General features: G+C 40.1%; 17 protein-coding genes and 1 other RNA gene. 14 read left to right on the top strand and 4 right to left on the bottom strand.

Annotated elements, in window-relative coordinates; all coding sequences use genetic code 11:
- Window positions 1-17 precede the first annotated feature (17 nt).
- On the top strand, window positions 18-1,064 hold the full coding sequence (locus tag EUBDOL_RS06210) for a hypothetical protein (protein ID WP_004799688.1): 1,047 nt from the start codon (window positions 18-20) through the stop codon (window positions 1,062-1,064).
- 70 nt (window positions 1,065-1,134) lie between these two features.
- Window positions 1,135-1,848: an RNA polymerase sporulation sigma factor SigK gene (gene sigK, locus EUBDOL_RS06205; RefSeq protein ID WP_040463298.1), complete on the top strand. Its 714-nt coding sequence runs from the start codon at window positions 1,135-1,137 to the stop codon at window positions 1,846-1,848.
- A 34-nt stretch (window positions 1,849-1,882) separates the two neighbouring features.
- Here the strand turns inward: sigK and EUBDOL_RS06200 are convergent, their stop codons facing one another.
- Window positions 1,883-2,917, bottom strand: coding sequence for a M42 family metallopeptidase (locus EUBDOL_RS06200; protein ID WP_040463296.1), 1,035 nt, complete (start codon window positions 2,915-2,917; stop codon window positions 1,883-1,885).
- Between the two features lie 113 nt (window positions 2,918-3,030).
- Here EUBDOL_RS06200 and EUBDOL_RS06195 point away from each other — a divergent pair, with 113 nt between their 5' ends.
- From EUBDOL_RS06195 to nth, 10 genes are all read left to right on the top strand, one after another.
- Window positions 3,031-3,555, top strand: a complete 525-nt coding sequence (locus EUBDOL_RS06195; protein ID WP_022419741.1) for a YqeG family HAD IIIA-type phosphatase — start codon at window positions 3,031-3,033, stop codon at window positions 3,553-3,555.
- A complete protein-coding gene (locus EUBDOL_RS06190; protein WP_004799682.1) occupies window positions 3,548-4,624 on the top strand; it encodes a GTPase in 1,077 nt (358 codons plus the stop codon). Before EUBDOL_RS06195 ends, EUBDOL_RS06190 begins: the two co-directional genes overlap by 8 nt.
- A 1-nt stretch (window position 4,625) precedes the next feature.
- On the top strand, window positions 4,626-4,910 hold the full coding sequence (locus EUBDOL_RS06185; RefSeq protein ID WP_004799681.1) for a YhbY family RNA-binding protein: 285 nt from the start codon (window positions 4,626-4,628) through the stop codon (window positions 4,908-4,910).
- A 1-nt stretch (window position 4,911) separates the two neighbouring features.
- Window positions 4,912-5,937: a nicotinate (nicotinamide) nucleotide adenylyltransferase gene (gene nadD, locus EUBDOL_RS06180; RefSeq protein WP_004799679.1), complete on the top strand. Its 1,026-nt coding sequence runs from the start codon at window positions 4,912-4,914 to the stop codon at window positions 5,935-5,937.
- A gap of 3 nt (window positions 5,938-5,940) precedes the next feature.
- Window positions 5,941-6,276 (top strand): ribosome silencing factor, encoded by a 336-nt coding sequence (rsfS, locus tag EUBDOL_RS06175; protein WP_004799678.1) that lies wholly within the window; start codon window positions 5,941-5,943, stop codon window positions 6,274-6,276.
- Window positions 6,273-6,974: a class I SAM-dependent DNA methyltransferase gene (locus tag EUBDOL_RS06170; protein ID WP_004799676.1), complete on the top strand. Its 702-nt coding sequence runs from the start codon at window positions 6,273-6,275 to the stop codon at window positions 6,972-6,974. The genes rsfS and EUBDOL_RS06170 overlap by 4 nt, the downstream gene beginning before the upstream one ends.
- Before the next feature lie 2 nt (window positions 6,975-6,976).
- Entirely contained in the window at window positions 6,977-7,648 is a 672-nt protein-coding gene (locus tag EUBDOL_RS06165; protein ID WP_004799674.1) for a 5'-methylthioadenosine/adenosylhomocysteine nucleosidase, read from the top strand.
- A gap of 71 nt (window positions 7,649-7,719) precedes the next feature.
- Window positions 7,720-8,178 (top strand): hypothetical protein, encoded by a 459-nt coding sequence (locus EUBDOL_RS06160; RefSeq protein ID WP_004799673.1) that lies wholly within the window; start codon window positions 7,720-7,722, stop codon window positions 8,176-8,178.
- On the top strand, window positions 8,178-8,711 hold the full coding sequence (locus tag EUBDOL_RS06155) for a DnaD domain-containing protein (RefSeq protein ID WP_004799672.1): 534 nt from the start codon (window positions 8,178-8,180) through the stop codon (window positions 8,709-8,711). The genes EUBDOL_RS06160 and EUBDOL_RS06155 overlap by 1 nt, the downstream gene beginning before the upstream one ends.
- Complete coding sequence (gene nth / locus EUBDOL_RS06150; protein ID WP_004799670.1) at window positions 8,711-9,358, top strand: endonuclease III; 648 nt, start codon at window positions 8,711-8,713, stop codon at window positions 9,356-9,358. Before EUBDOL_RS06155 ends, nth begins: the two co-directional genes overlap by 1 nt.
- A 116-nt stretch (window positions 9,359-9,474) precedes the next feature.
- On the opposite strand, the gene EUBDOL_RS10985 is transcribed toward nth, so the two are convergent.
- The 3 genes from EUBDOL_RS10985 to EUBDOL_RS06130 form a co-directional block, all read right to left on the bottom strand.
- Window positions 9,475-12,639 carry a transglycosylase domain-containing protein gene (locus tag EUBDOL_RS10985; RefSeq protein WP_004799668.1) on the bottom strand — a complete coding sequence of 1,055 codons (3,165 nt, stop codon included), beginning with the start codon at window positions 12,637-12,639 and terminating at the stop codon, window positions 9,475-9,477.
- Complete coding sequence (recU, locus tag EUBDOL_RS06135; RefSeq protein ID WP_040463293.1) at window positions 12,636-13,223, bottom strand: Holliday junction resolvase RecU; 588 nt, start codon at window positions 13,221-13,223, stop codon at window positions 12,636-12,638. The genes EUBDOL_RS10985 and recU overlap by 4 nt, the downstream gene beginning before the upstream one ends.
- A gap of 205 nt (window positions 13,224-13,428) precedes the next feature.
- Window positions 13,429-16,062 (bottom strand): transglycosylase domain-containing protein, encoded by a 2,634-nt coding sequence (locus tag EUBDOL_RS06130; RefSeq protein WP_004799663.1) that lies wholly within the window; start codon window positions 16,060-16,062, stop codon window positions 13,429-13,431.
- 166 nt (window positions 16,063-16,228) lie between these two features.
- Between EUBDOL_RS06130 and EUBDOL_RS06125 the strand changes: the two genes are divergently transcribed.
- Together EUBDOL_RS06125 and rnpB are read left to right on the top strand one after the other, a co-directional pair.
- A complete protein-coding gene (locus EUBDOL_RS06125) occupies window positions 16,229-16,537 on the top strand; it encodes a DivIVA domain-containing protein (protein WP_040463290.1) in 309 nt (102 codons plus the stop codon).
- Between the two features lie 4 nt (window positions 16,538-16,541).
- An RNA gene (rnpB, locus tag EUBDOL_RS11240) (RNase P RNA component class B) lies at window positions 16,542-16,881 on the top strand.
- Window positions 16,882-17,030 lie beyond the last annotated feature (149 nt).

The following is a 17,030-nucleotide window of genomic DNA, read 5'->3' as shown; positions in this document are numbered from 1 at the left end:
GAATTGAGGTAGATTATATGAACAGTAAACATCGAATACAAAACTTTTGGAAATCCTTTATGCTTGTAAAAGCGGATTTACAGAAGGCGATGAAGGAAGAAAACATTGCCGAATACTCTCATATTTTAAAGGATTTAAATGAAAAACTGAAAACGGTATGTGCGTGTGGAATGGAAATTGAAATGAGCGATACCGGCTTTTATGAAATGACCTTTGATACTGCCGGTAATAAGACAGCGCAGCTATGTGCCGCATTATTAAAAAAAGATGCGCCTAAGGAGCTTGCGGAGGATTGGATCATCAACAGCTATCGTCAGCCCCTCTCTGACAAGGCGATGCATACGGTTTTGGATATTCAGGGAAAATCTTATACCGGTGCGGATTTTAAAGTGTACTATACGATTGAGGACGCACTTGGAACTTTGTCTTTAAAGGTATATTGTGAGGGATTAAAGGAATTGGCACAGGAGCGAAAAGAAAGTATTGTCGCATATATGTTGGAATTATTTATCGGTGAATTGGAATTTGAGGCACGTATTTCACATGTAGATATTCTTGATGCACCATGCGATGAAGAAAACGTCTGCTTGCTTCCGAATTTATATGAAGATATTTGTGATATTATTATTGATAAGGATTGGGTGGAATACCATGATCCGCTTTCCATCTATACAGCGTATAAGCTAGATGAAAAGCCGGTAAGTGAAACCCTGCGTAATGATCGTAAGCTTATTGTAACAACCAATGCACCTTTGCAAGAGGAGCTGATGCGTAAAGAGGACGGTATGTGTCGCGATTTTCTTGCTTTAGGCGGGGAGTATGGCTTCTTATATTATGAGGTGCTGTATGAAGATGAAAAAGAGGCGTTGGTTCGCCAGCAATTAGAAAAGGAAATCAATGATTTGTTGTATCCGATGTCGATTGCCAGAACGATGGGCGGAGCTGTCGGAGAGTATTATTCTTATATTGATATTGCCGTATTCGATAAAGATGGTTTTATGATTGCACTTGAGAAAATCAATGAGCACATGAACTTTAAAATTTATTATAAGTCCTTTCTGTGAGTGATGTTTGCATCACTCTTTTTTTGCATAAATCGACAAGCGGCTTCATATAGTAAAATAGGTGATGAAGATGTTTAGCACATTGTTTGAAATCTTGTCGAATGCATTGGGCTATGTTGGTTATGTTCATAACAATACATTTGCTCAGCCCTTAGATAAAGAAAGTGAAACCAAATATATTGCCGCTTTAGCAAAAGGGAATCAAACGGCACGTGATAAGCTGATTGAGCATAACTTGCGTTTGGTTGCACATATCGTGAAAAAGTATGATTTTAAAAAGGAGGCCACCGAAGATCTTATCAGCATCGGAACGATAGGGTTGATTAAAGCGGTTGATTCCTTTAAGCCGGAGAAGGGACACAAGCTGACAACGTATGCTTCGAAGTGTATTGAAAATGAAATCTTGATGTATTTGCGCAGCTCTAAAAATTATTTTCAAAATGTGTCTTTGAATGAACCGATTGCAACAGATAAGGACGGCAGTGAAATTATGCTTATTGATGCAATTGCATCTCCCTGTGATACCAGTATCATTGATGATATGCTAGTTGCAGATAACATTGTTAAGCTAAAGCAATATATGCATGTTTTAGATGCACGGGAATTGGAAATCATCACCAAGCGCTTTGGCTTATTCGGACAGAAAGAAGCAACCCAACGTGAAATTGCCAAACAGCTGCATATTTCTCGCTCCTATGTTTCAAGAATCGAAAAAAGAGCATTTATGAAGCTTTATCGAGAATTTAAAAAAGGCGAAAAAGCAGGTAAAAGAAGCAATAGATAAAAAAGCAGTCCGCTTCTCGGACTGCTTTGTAGACCTAGTCGTTTGTTAGATATGCGTAGAGCAGCTTAGCGGTTTCTTCTACGGCTTGAATATGGCAGCGCTCCATTCCATGAGAGGAAAAGCAACCCATACCAAAGGCCGCAGCATAGACATTGTTTCCGGCACGCACAGCAGCACTGGCATCGGTTCCATAATGATAAAATACATCAACGCTATAATTGATGTCGTGCTCTTTTGCTAAACGAATAAGCTTACCGGTCAATGCACGATCATAAGGAGTATAGTTGTCCTTCGCACAAATACTTACCTTACATTCGCTGCCGGTATGATCGGGACCAATTAAACCGATATCTAAAGCAACGTATTCTTCTACTTCACTTGGAAGATATGCACCACCATGACCGATTTCTTCATAAAGCGGAAAGGCAAACAGCGTATTATAGCGAGGCTTTTTATGCTCTTTTTGCAGTGCTTCTAAAACCGCAAAAACAGCACCGATAGCCGCTTTATCATCAATAAAACGGGATTTGATATATCCGGAAGAGGTAAAGTGATAATTCGGCTCAATGGAAACGATATCTCCATGCTCAATGCCAAGCTCACGTACCTGTTGTGCACTATAAACCGGTGCATCTAAAACAACCATCATATTTTTTTCTTCACGTGGCATGCTGCGGGCATCGTCAAAGACATGTGTGGAGTGAGCTTTACATACAAGCAGTCCGCTGTACACTTTATTTTCACGTGTGTGAATGTTTACACAGCAGCCATCTACATTGTTATAATTGATGCCGCCTAAATTTCTAACTTCAAGTGTACCGTCTGAGCAAATATGACGAACCATTAAACCGATGGTATCCAAATGAGCACCGACACAAATGGTCTTTGATGGGTTTTCTCCAGTTAGGGAAAGGTAAGCTGTGCGCTTACGATCGTAGGTAAGCGTGTAGCCAAATTCGGCAGCGGTTTTTTCTAATAAAGGGTGGATTTCCTCATAATAGCTGACCGGACTGGGAGTGTTGATCATTTCTCTTGTAATACGTTCGATAGTTTCTTTTGATATATTCATAAAATGCCTCCTTATGTATGCTTCTATTGTAACATATCCTATAATGTTTCTATACATGCTTTTAAGCAGCTTAAAAATATGTTACACTATGTGTGCTGTAAAAGGAGATGTCTATGTTAAAGCTATTTTGTCCGAATTATTATATACATAGCTATCGTGCATTAACCGCAAGCTATTTGAAGGAGCATGGAATTACCATGCTTTTGTGCGATATTGATAATACGATGGTGGCACACGATGAACCTCTGCCGGATAGAGACGTGCATACCTTTGTTGAAAGTATGAAAAATGCGGGAATACGTATCGTGTTCATCAGCAATAATGTGGAAGAGCGAGTGCAGCGCTTTGTAAGTGAACTTGATGTAGCAGGCTATTCTTTTGCGATGAAGCCTCTGCCGAAAACATATCGTAGAATAGTAAAAGATTTTGCGCTTTCCAAGCAGGAAGTGGCGGTACTCGGCGATCAGCTTTTAACGGATATGCTCGGTGCAAATCTAATGGGTTTTTATACGATTTTAAGTGCACCGGTAGTAGAACGGGATTTATCCTTTACAAAATTTAATCGGTTTTTCGAAGCTATTATTTTTCGTTTGCTGAAGCTTAGCGGACGTTTGACGAAAGGAGAATTTGATGACTAGAAAATGCAAGGGGTGTGGGGTTGTCTTACAAAGTGAAGATGCTAAGGCACTTGGCTATACACCAAAAAAAGATGCGGATTTGTGTCAGCGGTGCTTTCGTATCATTCACTATGACGATGTAACGATTTCAATGAAGCAGGGAATTGACAGCTATGAGGTACTTCAAAAAATTCAAGCTATGAATGCTTTGGTACTTTGGGTAGTTGATGTCTTTGATTTTGAGGCAAATATGCTTCATGGCATCAACCGTCATTTGTTGGGAAAGGATATTGTTTTGGTAGCGACCAAGCGCGATCTTTTACCGGCAACCTTGGGGAATGAAAAACTAGGGAAGTTTATTCTATCTCGTTTAAAAGAATTGGGAATCGTTGTTTCGGGCATTGTGATTTGCGGTGATTTGGCAAAGCATGCACATGAAGAATATAATGATAGTATCGAACAGGTAGAGCAAGCCATTGATTACTATCGAAAGGGACGTGATGTAGTGGTCATGGGAATGGCAAATGCCGGAAAAAGTACCCTGCTGAATGCGATGTGTGATAGTCGTCAGCTAACGACCTCCCGCCACCCGGGAACAACCTTAGATGTCAATGCGATTTTGCATCACGATTATCTTTTATACGATACTCCCGGACTTACACGCGAGGATTCTTTATTGACGCATGTCGATGATCGTTTATTGAAGCAAGTCATTCCTTTAAAGCCACTAAAGCCTCGAGTATATCAGCTATACGAAGCTTCTACGATGTCTTTAGGCGGTTTGGTGCGCTTGGATCTTATCGGCTGTGAACAGGTAAGCTGTGTCGCTTATTTCAGCGAAAATCTAAAGCTGCATCGCTCGAAGCAGCCAAAGGCTGAGGAGCTTTGGAAGAAGCATTACGCAGAAATGCTTTCACCGACCATTGCTAGTTTAGAGGAGCAGCAGCGCTTTGAACATCATGGTGTTGATGGAAAGCTTGATGTGGTGATACATGGTCTAGGTTGGTTTTGTATCAGCGGAAAACTTGATGAGATTGTTGTATATGTACCAAAAAACGGTAATGTAACATTTAGAAAGGCAATGATATAAGATGTTAACAGGTAAACAAAAAAGTGAATTGCGTGGTATTGCGCAGACAAGAAAAGCATTGTTTCAAATAGGAAAAGATGCAATTAGCGAGAATTTGATTAAAACGCTGCAAGATTCTTTAGAAGCTCATGAATTGGTGAAACTATCACTATTAAAAACATGTCCGATCACTCCGAATGAGGCGGCAATCGAACTTTCGGCAGCAACGCATAGCGAGGTTGTGCAAATCATCGGACATACGGTTATATTGTATCGCCGCAGTAAGAAAAACAAGTTGGAGATATAATATGCGAATTGCTATATTGGGAGGCAGCTTTGATCCGATTCATCTCGGACATTTGCAAATTGCGAAAACAGCCTTGAAGAAGTTAGCGATTGATGAGGTTTGGTTCATGCCGACCTTCAGCACTCCGTTAAAGCAGGGACAGCAAGCCTCTTTTGCAGATCGCTGTTTTATGATAAAGCGTGCGATTTATGGCTATCGACGTATGAAGGTATGTACCTTGGAACAGCAGCTGGGTGGAACCTCTTATACGATAGATACCGTAAAAAGATTAAAAAAGCAATATCCGATGCATGAATTTTGTTGGCTTATCGGTATGGATCAGGCAATTCGTTTCCCGGATTGGAAAAGCAGTGAAGAATTGAAACAAGAAATCGACTTTTATGTGTTTTCACGCGGTAGCGAAGAAATTGAAGCACCAAATGATTTTCATAAAGTCGCTATGGAACTATACGATGTTTCCAGTCAAGAAATACGACAGGGTAAGAAGCTGTATATGCTTCCCAAATCGGTACGCATGTATATCGGAAAAAAAGGTTTGTATATAGAAGGCATGGTACAGAATGTCATGAGTGAAAAGCGATATCGACATAGTGTAAGTGTAGCAAGACTATGTGTTGAACTAGCTAAGGCACATCATTTAGATGAGCATACGGCATATTTGATGGGATTGGTGCATGATGTATGCAAGGAGCTGCCTTATGAATCCGCAGCTGTGGAAATGAAATATTATTATCCACAGCTTCAACAGGAAGCGCGTGCGATTTGGCATGGGTATATCGGGGCGCATTATATACGGACACAGTATGCTATTTACGATAAGCATATTGGGCAGGCGGTCTTTCATCATGTGAAGGGAAGAAATCGTACAGATTATGATCGTATTCTCTTCGTTGCAGATAAGCTAGATCCTTCGCGTGGGTATGACTCAAGTAAGGAGATTGCGGTATGTAGGAAGGATTTAAAGATCGGCTATGAGCTTGTGAAAAAACAACAGGAAGAATATTTGGAAAAAGAGCGGAAAGGATAGCTTATGGAATTATTAGATGTAATAAAAAAAGCCATTGATGAGAAAAAGGGAGAGCATGTAATCAAATATGATTTTCGTTCCTTAAATCCCTTTATTGATAATGTGATACTTTGCAGTGCCGGAAATATTCGTCAGGTTCATGCCATTGCACAAAATGTAAAGGAGCGGGCACGTGAATACGGATATCCTGTACGTTCAATGGAGGGAAATCATGATTCCCGTTGGGTATTGGTAGATTTGGACAGCGTTGTTGTTCATGTATTTTTAGAGGAAGAGCGGAAGCATTTCCAATTGGAGAAGCTATATGCGGACTTGCCTTGTGAGGATTTCACTCTATGATGTATGGGACATTGGCTCATTATTACGATGCATTGGTAAAAGATGAAGATGCCAGCATGGCTTGGGTTGCGTTTATCGAGCAGCATGTGAAAAAGGGAAAGGTGCTGGAATTGGCATGTGGCAGCGGAGAAATTACGATTGCCCTTGCGAAAAAAGGCTATGAGATGCATGCCAGTGATTTGTCAGCAGAGATGATCAAGGTAGCAAAGCAGAAGCCGGGTGCCGACATTGTGGAGTGGAACGTTATGGATATGCGTAATATGGCTATGCAGGAATGCTATGACGGTATTTTATGCTTGTGTGATAGCTTTAATTACCTATTAAAAAATAGTGAGGTAGAACAGCTGTTTCAAGATGTGTATGACCATTTAAAAAGTGATGGCTGCTTTGTTGTGGATATGCACTCCATGGATCGATTAGCAGAGTTTACTGAAGAATATAATGAAGCAGGGCATGCCTATGATGTAGATATTCAATGGACGATTCAAAGTGAAGAGGATCGTATCTATCAAAATTTTGCTTTTTACTATCCTGATGGAACTATGGATTTGGAACAGCATATTCAACGCGTATATGAACCAAAGTATATTTTAGCGGCTTTGCGACAGGTAGGCTTTGAAGTAAGTATTTATACGGATTTTATACACAAAGGAATTTGTGAAGGAGAAAAGCAGTTTTATATTTGTAGGAGGAAGTAAGAATGATTGCAGTAATAGCAGCCATGGATTTAGAGGTAACAGCCATTACGGAAATTATGGATAGGGTATGCAAGCATACACATTCAGGAATTGATTTTTATGAGGGAAGTATCTATGATAAAGAGCTTCTCGTTATGAAAAGCGGTGTAGGAAAGGGCAATGCCGCAATGGCAACGACCATTCTTATGGAGAATTATCCAATTGATGCGGTTATCAATATCGGAACTGCCGGTGGTTTACGAGAAGAACAGGATATTTTAGATGCGGTTGTAAGTGAGCGTGTTGTTCAGTATGATATGGATACTAGTGCGGTTGATGGAGAAGAAGGAATCGGATTGTATTTTGATGCAAATCAAGAGCTTCTTGAGCGTTGTCAGCAAGCGTTGGAGCACTTGAAAGTGAAGGTGCATTGCGGCTTAATTGCTAGTGGGGATCAATTTGTGGCTAGAAATGATCAGCTGCAAATGATCTTAACCAAGTTTCCACAATCTGTTTGTGCAGAAATGGAAGCTGGTGCGATTGCTCAGGTATGCACGCACTATCATAAGCCTTTTGTTGTTATGCGCTCGTTATCTGATGTTGCGGTAAAGGAGAACTCGCACATGGACTTTTGCGAATATGCTCAAAAGGCAAGTGAACGAAGTGCGGCATTATGTAAGGAATTGTTTCGATAAGATGCTAAATGCATCTTTTATTTTACGCGCATCATAAAATAATGTATAATGAAAGCATTGGAGGTAAGTGAATGAAAATCAATTACAAATCCATTTTAATTACGGTTTTACTTTTGATAGTATTGGGCGTTGTGTTTTTTGTAGAAACCGGAATGTTTATTAGTGGTCCTCAAAGAAAATATGAAGATGATATACGTAAAATAGAAACAACCATAATGAAGAATTATCGTGGTATAAAAAATATTCAACGGCATGTATTCTACTATACGGTCTATGTCGGAGAAAACGACAAGAATATTGTTTGGTTTAATGAACTAGGTGAGGATATTGTTACACGCAAGCTGAAAACGAAGGATTTTGAAAAGGTTGAGAGGACTGTGGAAGAGCGTTATCATGCCAAGCATATAGAGGTATCACTTGGTTATGGATATGATAATCCGGTTTATGTTGTGGAATGTGATAAGGGCTTAATTCTTTTGGATTATGATACTTTAAAAGAGGTTTATTATTTAAAGGACGGAGATGTATAATGGAAAAATGGTGGAGAGAGCGATTTATTGATCGACGAGCATGGATCCTAGATCATTTGGAAGATCTATCACTTAGTAGTGAAGAAGCTATGACGATCTTGCTTATTGATTTTTTTAATGAACATGATATGCCTGTTCATCATGGCGTATTAGCCAATAAATTGAAGTTGGATATGGATCAGGTTGATGATTTGCTAGCGCGTCTAGGTGCTAAGGGATATGTAAGTATTGAAACAAATCATGGTGAGGTTCAGTTTTGCATTGATGGAATCTTTGCCGATGAAAAAGAAACAAGTAGTTTTGATTTATCTTTATTTGAGGTATTTGAAGATGATTTTGCACGTCCGCTTTCTCAAATGGAGGTAGAGCTGTTATCGCAATGGACAATGGAATATGATCAAACACTAATTGTTTATGCCTTACGTGAAGCAATGACGAAAAACAAGCGTAGCTTCGATTATATTGATCGTATTCTTTTGGATTGGAAGCGCAGAGGGTTTAGCGCTGAAGATTATGAAAGGGGAGAGCGCTGATGCATACAGATGAAATTTTGGATATTTTAGAAGCGATGTTTCCCGATGCTCATTGTGAGCTGATTCATAAAAATCCTTTTGAGCTACTAGTGGCAGTTGTATTGTCTGCGCAAACAACTGATGAGGCAGTAAATAAGGTTACTCCCGGATTATTTGCAAAGTTTCCGACACCGGAAGCAATGGCAAATGCAAGTCTTGAGGATATTGAAGCTTGTATTAAGCGAATCGGCTTGTATCGTAATAAAGCAAAATCCGTACAAGCGCTTAGTAAAGCATTGGTGGAGAGATTTCATAGTGAGGTACCTCATGCTCATAAGGATTTAACAAGCTTAGCAGGGGTAGGACGTAAGACGGCTAATGTGGTTCAGAGTGTATGTTTTGATATTCCGGCAATCGCCGTTGATACCCATGTGGAACGAATTAGTAAACGTCTTGGACTTGCAAAGGTTTATGATAATGTGGAAACTGTTGAAAAAAAGCTGAAGCGTAAGATACGTAAAGAGAGATGGAATAAAGCACATCATTTATTTATCTTTTTCGGAAGGTATTATTGTACTGCCAAAAACCCACATTGTGAAGGCTGTCCGTTTGTATCTATATGCAAAAAGGATAAGCTTGATACGTATAAAAGCAATAAGAAAAAGTGATGAGAAAGTAAAAAAACGGAGATTTCTTTTATGGTCATTTCATATAACCATAGCGGAAACTCCGTTTTTTATGTCTATTTCAAAGCAAGTAAGAACTTTGAAATGATCTTCTTTCATTACATTGCTGCATATAATGCATTGGTTTGTGCATCAACCTCTGCTTGAGAAGCATTGGGGTTGTTGTAAACAGACTGGGCGGAGGCAATCAACTGCCTTAATCGGTTTGCCCGATTAGGATCGCTTACGCTCCATTCCGCTGCTTTTCTGCGAGCGATATTGATAGCATTTGCAAGTGCACCTTTGCTTGCTTGTGAGGATTTCTTTACAAGTGCTTGAATTGCATTTTGTACTTGATTGACCGCACTGTTGATTTCTGCTTGAGAAGCGTTAGGATTTTGATAAATCTCACGGGCTTCTTCTACAACAGAAGCCAAGAAACGATAGCTATCGGCAGTATATTCGTTTGGATTTAAAGCAGCAGCTTGATTGATAACAGAAAGAAGTGTATCTTTATGAACGGTTTTTACAAGATTATTTACTGCATTTTGTAGTTTTGTGATAGCGGCATAAACCTCATCATCGCTAGCAGTATCTTCATCAAGCATTCTAGCAACTTCTTCTAAAACACTTTGGAAAGCAGCGAAACTTTCCGCTGTATAATCAGCCGCCTGATATCCTTTTACCTGATCATACAAGGCTTGTAGCTTATCCATTTCCTGTGTTTGATTTGCTTCTGTCATCGGGTTGTTTTTTGCAGCATCTTTTAAGAATTCCTGCTTGATCATACCACCACCGTAAGAAGCTATACCACCCGGATTTTGAATTTTCTGAGGGTTTTTGGAAATGGTTTCTAAAATGTGTTTATTGATCCAACCGGGAATATTCTCTAACAGCAGCTGTTCGGTAACATAGTTGTTTCCATCAGCAACTTCCTGATCAAATCCCGACCATGTTGCAATCGTATATTCACTGGTGTAATTTATCATCCATTCATCACGCATAGCAGTTTCCGGAATACCGCGATCCAAGCCATCGCTAGCCCAATCACTAGTACCGGTCTTTCCATATACCGGAATGCTCCAACCAAGACGACCCATCAAATTCCAGCCTTGATATTTGCCATGAACAGCCTTATATAACAGCTCACTGGTCATGTAAGCTGCTTGTGGAGACATTGCTTGTGTTTCTTTCGGTGTAACAGTGATTGGATCCTTCTTTCCGTCTTTAAATTCGATGGAGCGTACATAATGTGTTTCTTTTACAATTCCCTGATTGGCTAATGCTGAAAACGCACCTGCCATTTGTCGAGGGGAAGTTGATAAGGAGCCACCTAACGCATATCGAATATTGAATTGGTCGGCTTGTTCTTTGCTGAAACCAAGTTTTTGCAAATATTCCTTCATATCTTGCTCGTAACCACGATTTAGGATATCCTCCATGGTTTTCATAGCAGGGGTGTTGAGTGATTGAGCAAGTGCGCGTTCCATGGAAACCTTGCCATAGTATTTACCGTCTGAATTTCGAATAACGGTTCCATCAACGGTCATTTTTTTATCATTGTATACACGAGATGTACAATAGCCTAGATGGTCAAGGGCGTAAGCATAATCGAAAATCGGTTTTACACTGGATCCCGGCATACGTTCTTGATCATCGGCACGATTGCGATAAAATTCGCTTTCATAGTCGCTGCGTCCTGGAATCATGGCAACAATGCCTCCTGTTTTATTATCAATGACCGAAGTCGCAATTTGATAATTTTTGTTAGTATCCAAGGATACTACTTTACCCTCGGCTGCTTCATTTGCAGCAAGCTGTGCTTCTTTATCAAGATAGGTATGAACGACCATCGGTGTGGTTGCCGGATCTAAGCCCGTTAATTCCATAACCTCTTTGGTTACAGCCTTTAAATAATTATCATAAGGATCCTGTGCACTAGCACTTTCACCGACTACTTGGAAAGCCAATTGGGTTGATTTTGCCAACTCATACTCGGTTTGGCTGATATAGCCATGATATTTCATCATATATAGTGTTTCATCACGACGTTTCGTAGCCGCCTCATAGTAGTTGAATTTTATCGGTGAAAGAGCAGTAAAGGCGTGGTTTAACTTTTTTAAAGCTGCTGTTACAGCTTCTTGATTGGTGCTGTTATCTACAACAAGCTGATTTGCTTCTTCACTGGCAATTGCATAGGTCTGCCAACTTTCATCACTAAAGGAGCTGCCGGCATTGTTTGTGAAGGTAGCATACATATTAACGGATTGCTGCAAACGAACAAGATCAGCAGAAGCATCGCTCTTTGCTAAGCCTTCGTAAGCAGCTTGAAGGGCAGCTAAACCATCAGCGTAGGTAGCCTGTGATTCACTTTCCTTTTCTGCCAAGCGCTTGGCGCGATCAAGAGCTTGGACAAAGGCATTCCAGCTTTCTTGCGTATAACCGTCAGAGGATAACTGAGAATAGGTCGAGATAACAGTCGTTAGTTTTGAAAAGTTACCGATTCCTATTCCGGAAGAGCTATATCCATTATAAGGGTTAAAGGTATTTGGGGCGTTAATGCAGCCGGCTAAATAAGCAGCCTCGCTTAAGTTTAGATCTTCAACATCTTTGCCAAAGAAATATTGTGCACCACGCTGAATACCACGGGCTTTGTTTCCGAAATTGATTTGGTTTAAATAGCGTTCCATGATTTCCGCCTTCGATAGTTCCTGTTCAATTCGCATACTCATATAAATTTCACGCATTTTACTTTCAATCTTTTGCAGCGTATTTTGTTGGATTCCCTGTTCTTCCAATTCCTGCTCCTGTTTCTTGATAAAGAAATTATCAATCGTCTGCATGGTTAGCGTAGAGCCTCCCTGTGCTAATGATCCGCTTTTAAGATTTGTAAGAGCACTTGAGATAAAGCGTGGTAAATCAAATCCGTTGTGCTTATAGAAACGTGAGTCCTCAATCGCTAAAAAAGCATCGATGACTGATTGAGGTACTTGTTGGTAGCTTACATTTTCACGACTTTCTAATCCAAGTTCAGCAAATTCTTCACCGTTTTGATCTAAGAAAGTAGATGGTTCGGTATTGTTCATTTGCGAAATTAGATTATCCGTATCTGTGGTAGCTATAATATATCCGATTACAGACAGTCCGCCTGCACCACATAACAGCGCGATTGTTAAAAATACGATCACTATACGATCGAGAACGCTCAATCTGCGTTTTTTATGTTTGATTGCTTTCTTTGCTTTTTTTTCCGTTTGCTTGGAAGTTGTCTTTTTGAAATTCATTTGTCTTCCTCCTTGAAATACACCTGATCAACAGCATCTAAATATTTTAATCGCGGTGTAAGTCCTTGTTGTATGAGAACGCCGCAGCTTTTGACCGTATCATAGGAAATGGATTTACGCTTTTCGCTTTCATACATTGTGATAATGGTGTTGGCATCAATCAGAAAGGTTTCGTCATAGCTTGTAAAGCGAATAATAAAAAAGCCGATTCCCTTTTGATGTAATACGCGTTTGAGATGCAGTATTTGATGTGGGTGGATACTTTTGAAAGGGAAAGAGGTTTTTGAACGTGTTTCCTTTGCTTCAAAATCAATGGCTCTCCCTCGATAAATTCCATTGTAATCCGTTGTAGAAGGTGTTTTGTAATAGGCTTCTACGATTTTAGCAGCACTGCGTTCCGGATAATCTACCCGAACGACCTGAATAGGTGTAGGTTTTTTATGGATTAAAGCGCGGCTGCATTCGTTATAGTAGGTGTTACTGAGGTTTAAATCATGCTCAAGCGACATTCCTCGACCGCTATAACTGTGCATTTGCGAAGCTATCGGCTGCGCAGTTTGTTTTTTATTTGGATATCCAATCACATATATCACCATCTTTTATTATATACAAAATTAGTAATGATTTCCATATAAAGAGTGAAATCTTTACGATTGTAAAATACGCTAAATAAAGCATTTTTATCGAAAAAGCCCCTGTAAAACAAAACGCTTATAGCAGTATCTGTTTTATCAGGGGCAGTTTGATTCAACGAAATAAGGGAAGCTTTGCTTGAAAAAGGTCGTTTAGTTAATCATCAGAATCCTCTGATTCGGGAGTGTCTGGGTTGGGAAGCTCTTCAGGGTTCGATGGTAATGGATTATTTATGCAGTCTTGAATAGCAATATTGATTGCATTGACAGCAGCATCGATTTCAGCTTGGGTCGCATTGCTGTTAGCAGCTAATTGAATTCCGTTGCTGATAGCCTTTTGTAAAGCATCGACCTGTGCTGCGTTATATTTAGAGGTATCAACGTATGTTTTGGCTGTTTCAATCAAATTTTTTAATGCGCTATTATCGACCTTTGGAGCATTTTTCTCTAAGCTGTTATAAGCAGCTTGCAAATCACTGAGTGCCTGCTTGACATCGTCCATATCCGCACTGTCATCTTCTAACACTCTTTTTGCTTTTTCCAAAGCCTGCAATAGTCTTTCATAGCTTTCAGCAGTATATTCTTCGCTATTTAAGGCTTCAATCGTTTTGATAAGATTTTCCAGCTCTTGGGTTTCGTTTGTTGTGTTTACAACTGTTTTAGGGTTATTTTTTGCAGCGTTTTTTAAGAATTCGGTTTTGATATAGCCGCCACCGTATTCACTGATGCCGCTGGGACGAGCGATTTTTTTCACATTACTTGTTGTACATTTATCAAGCAATGCTTTATTAATCAGAGTATTAACATTCATCATGAGATAATCATTGATGTTGGTATTTCCACCTGCTACACCGTAATCGAAGCCGGTCCAGGTAGCTACGGTATATTCACTCGTGTACGTAACGGTCCATTCGTCTTTCATGGCACCGCCATATTTTGCAGCTTCCTCATCGCTCCAGTTAGTAGTACCGGTTTTTCCATACACAGGATAGCTAGAGAAATCGACCATTCCCAATAAATTATAGCCTTTGTAGCTGCCGTTAACAACCTTATACAACAGGTCGGAAACCATAAAGGCTGCTTGTTCGGATAGTGCTTTTGTTGTCTCGGTTTTGGTTTCGTAGGTCGTACCATCTTCCATGACAACCTTACGAACCATGTGTGGCTTATGGTAATTTCCTCCATTGCCAAAGATTGCATAAGCACTAGCTAATTCGATAGGGGAAAGCTGTAGACTAGAGCCGCCGATAGCATATTGGATATCGAAGGCCTCGGCTGTGGTATCAGATAAGCCAAGCTTTTTCAGATATTCGATTTGCGATTCCTTACCCTCACGATTTAAATATTCGTCCATCGTTTGTAGGGCAATCGTGTTTAATGACTGGGCTAAGGCTCTTTCCAAGGAAACATCGCCATAGTATTTTCCATCAGAGTTGGCTACCTTATGTTGAGAATCGATTGCAAACGGCCCATCGTCGGACATAACGCGAGTCGTGCACCAACCCAAATGCTCAAATGCCATTGCATAATCAAGTAGTGGCTTGGCAGTAGAACCGGGCTGCTTTGGCTCCTTGGAACGATCACGGAATTCACCGGTATCAAGACCGGAATCAATATCGGTTCTTCCGCCAATGACAGCCATGATTTCACCATTGGTGTTATTCACCATTGCGCCACCGAGTTGATAATATTGGTTGTTTGGTAAGGTAACTCCATTGCCAGATGCTAAGCTATTTGCCTCATCTTGTGCCGCAATGTTTAAGGAAGTGTAAATTTTCATAGGCGTAGTTGCCGGATCCTTACCGGTTAAATTGATAACTTCTTGCTGTACTTGGGTTAAATAATATTTGTATTTTTCGTTATCAGAGATAACGCTTGTATCGTTTAACTGAAACGCAAGCTTGGTTGATTTTGCCAAATCGTATTCAGTTTCGCTGATATAGCCATGATATTTCATCATATATAAGGTTTCATCACGACGCTGAGTAGCGGCTTCATAGAAATTGTATTTGCCATTGGATTCATCGCCGAGATAAGCACTGTATCCGTTATAGGGGTTAAAGTTGTAGGGAGCATTGATGACACCTGCTAAAAAAGCGCTTTCCGAAAGATTTAAGGCTGTTACATCTTTACCGAAATAATACTGTGCAGCCTTTTGAATACCGAGAGCTCCACCTCCAAAGTTGATTTCGTTTAAGTATTTGGTGATGATAAGCTCCTTTGTCCAATCGGTTTCGAGCTTCATGGAAAGATAGATTTCCTGCACCTTGCGTTCGATTTTTTCAATCGTATTGAAATGTTTTCCCTCCTTTGCCATAGCCTCTTCCACCGGTTTCATCTTGGCATTATCCACCAGCTGCATGGTTAGTGTTGATCCACCCTGAGCTAAGGAACCACTGCGTAAATTGGTGATCGCACTGGAAATAAAACGTGGCAAGTCAAATCCGTTATGTTTAAAATAGCGGGAATCCTCGATTGCCAAAAAGGCATCAATAACGGATTGCGGTATTTGATCATAGGTAACATTTTCACGACTGATACCGCCGAATTCACCGGCTTTTGTGGTACCGTCATCTGCATAGACAGGGCTTGGCTCCTGATTCATAATACTATCGGCTGCATTATCGCGAAGTACATCGGCGATGATGTTGGAAAGCATAAAAAAACCGGAAACACCAACAAGCAGCGTGCCTGTGATCAAGACAATCAATATTTTTTGGAACAGACTGCGCTTCTGCTTAGTTTTTTTCTTGGTTTGGGGTTTGGACACATTTGCTTTTTTTACAGACATGTGATTTCCTCCTTTGTGATTTTTTGGTTCTTTTATAGTTTAATGCATTTTGCTTATGATTTCTATATAGATTACGAAATTGTTTGTATTTTATGAAGATTTCGTAAGGAGGTACTTGCATTTTGAAAGGATTTTTGAGAAACTAATAGGCGGAAGGTGATTCATGATGGAAAAGCGCTTTAAGCTGACTGTTCAAGAGGTGTTGGATAAACAGTTTAATATTGATTTTAAAGGATATTCTTCTCATGAGGTTGATGAGTTTTTGGATTTGGTTATTTCTGATTATCAGGAGTATGATGAAATGATCGAAGGCTTGGGCAAACGTCTGCAGGAGTATGAACAGGCGAATATGGCGTTAAAAGCTAAAATTGTCGAGCTTGAAGGAAAAAACGGCAATATCGAGGAACAAACCCAAGGGAATTTGGATATTTTGAAGCGCTTAACCCGTTTGGAAAACGAAGTATTCCGTAAATAATTGACATTACAGACAGTCGCTGGCTATAAAGCTAGAGGAAAGTCCATGCTCGCACGATCTGTGATGATCGTAGTGTTTGTGCAGAATGAATACATAAGTTCTGGCAGCTGATTGCTGACGGCTGAGGGAAGCCTAAGACTTCGGTTATGGTGTACCTCTGTAAAAGTGCCACAGAAACGAGTCGTATCGGAAACGATACGAATGGAACGGGTAAACCCCGCAAGCGAGAAACCCAAATTTGGTAGGGGAATCCACTAAAGTGAAACGAAACGGCGGTGGGACGTGCATGCACGTAGATAAATGACTGTCACTCATATATATGAGCACAGAACATGGCTTATGTAATGTGATCAAAAAAGAAGCATCGCAAAGGGTGTTTCTTTTTTTACTTTTTACTGTCTGACTTCTTTATAAAATCCCGTTGAAGTAATTTACAGAATACATATTAGTTGTTATAATGATAGTAAATATGCAATTGTTCATACTATCTTTG

The sequence above is a fragment of the Amedibacillus dolichus DSM 3991 genome (assembly GCF_000154285.1).
Classification (GTDB): domain Bacteria; phylum Bacillota_I; class Bacilli_A; order Erysipelotrichales; family Erysipelotrichaceae; genus Amedibacillus; species Amedibacillus dolichus.
Note: the sequence above shows the minus strand (reverse complement) of the source record. Positions and strands in the feature narration are given on the sequence as shown.

Bases quoted from the DNA above. Each gene is read 5' to 3' on its own strand.
- nth (WP_004799670.1), top strand. From the start codon at position 8,711: ATGCATACAGATGAAATTTTGGATATTTTAGAAGCGATGTTTCCCGAT.
- rsfS (WP_004799678.1), top strand. From the start codon at position 5,941: ATGGAATTATTAGATGTAATAAAAAAAGCCATTGATGAGAAAAAGGGA.
- EUBDOL_RS06170 (WP_004799676.1), top strand. From the start codon at position 6,273: ATGATGTATGGGACATTGGCTCATTATTACGATGCATTGGTAAAAGAT.
- EUBDOL_RS06165 (WP_004799674.1), top strand. From the start codon at position 6,977: ATGATTGCAGTAATAGCAGCCATGGATTTAGAGGTAACAGCCATTACG.
- EUBDOL_RS10985 (WP_004799668.1), bottom strand. From the start codon at position 12,639: ATGAATTTCAAAAAGACAACTTCCAAGCAAACGGAAAAAAAAGCAAAG.
- sigK (WP_040463298.1), top strand. From the start codon at position 1,135: ATGTTTAGCACATTGTTTGAAATCTTGTCGAATGCATTGGGCTATGTT.
- EUBDOL_RS06130 (WP_004799663.1), bottom strand. From the start codon at position 16,062: ATGTCTGTAAAAAAAGCAAATGTGTCCAAACCCCAAACCAAGAAAAAA.
- EUBDOL_RS06200 (WP_040463296.1), bottom strand. From the start codon at position 2,917: ATGAATATATCAAAAGAAACTATCGAACGTATTACAAGAGAAATGATC.
- EUBDOL_RS06155 (WP_004799672.1), top strand. From the start codon at position 8,178: ATGGAAAAATGGTGGAGAGAGCGATTTATTGATCGACGAGCATGGATC.
- EUBDOL_RS06160 (WP_004799673.1), top strand. From the start codon at position 7,720: ATGAAAATCAATTACAAATCCATTTTAATTACGGTTTTACTTTTGATA.
- EUBDOL_RS06190 (WP_004799682.1), top strand. From the start codon at position 3,548: ATGACTAGAAAATGCAAGGGGTGTGGGGTTGTCTTACAAAGTGAAGAT.
- EUBDOL_RS06210 (WP_004799688.1), top strand. From the start codon at position 18: ATGAACAGTAAACATCGAATACAAAACTTTTGGAAATCCTTTATGCTT.
- EUBDOL_RS06195 (WP_022419741.1), top strand. From the start codon at position 3,031: ATGTTAAAGCTATTTTGTCCGAATTATTATATACATAGCTATCGTGCA.
- EUBDOL_RS06125 (WP_040463290.1), top strand. From the start codon at position 16,229: ATGGAAAAGCGCTTTAAGCTGACTGTTCAAGAGGTGTTGGATAAACAG.
- EUBDOL_RS06185 (WP_004799681.1), top strand. From the start codon at position 4,626: ATGTTAACAGGTAAACAAAAAAGTGAATTGCGTGGTATTGCGCAGACA.
- nadD (WP_004799679.1), top strand. From the start codon at position 4,912: ATGCGAATTGCTATATTGGGAGGCAGCTTTGATCCGATTCATCTCGGA.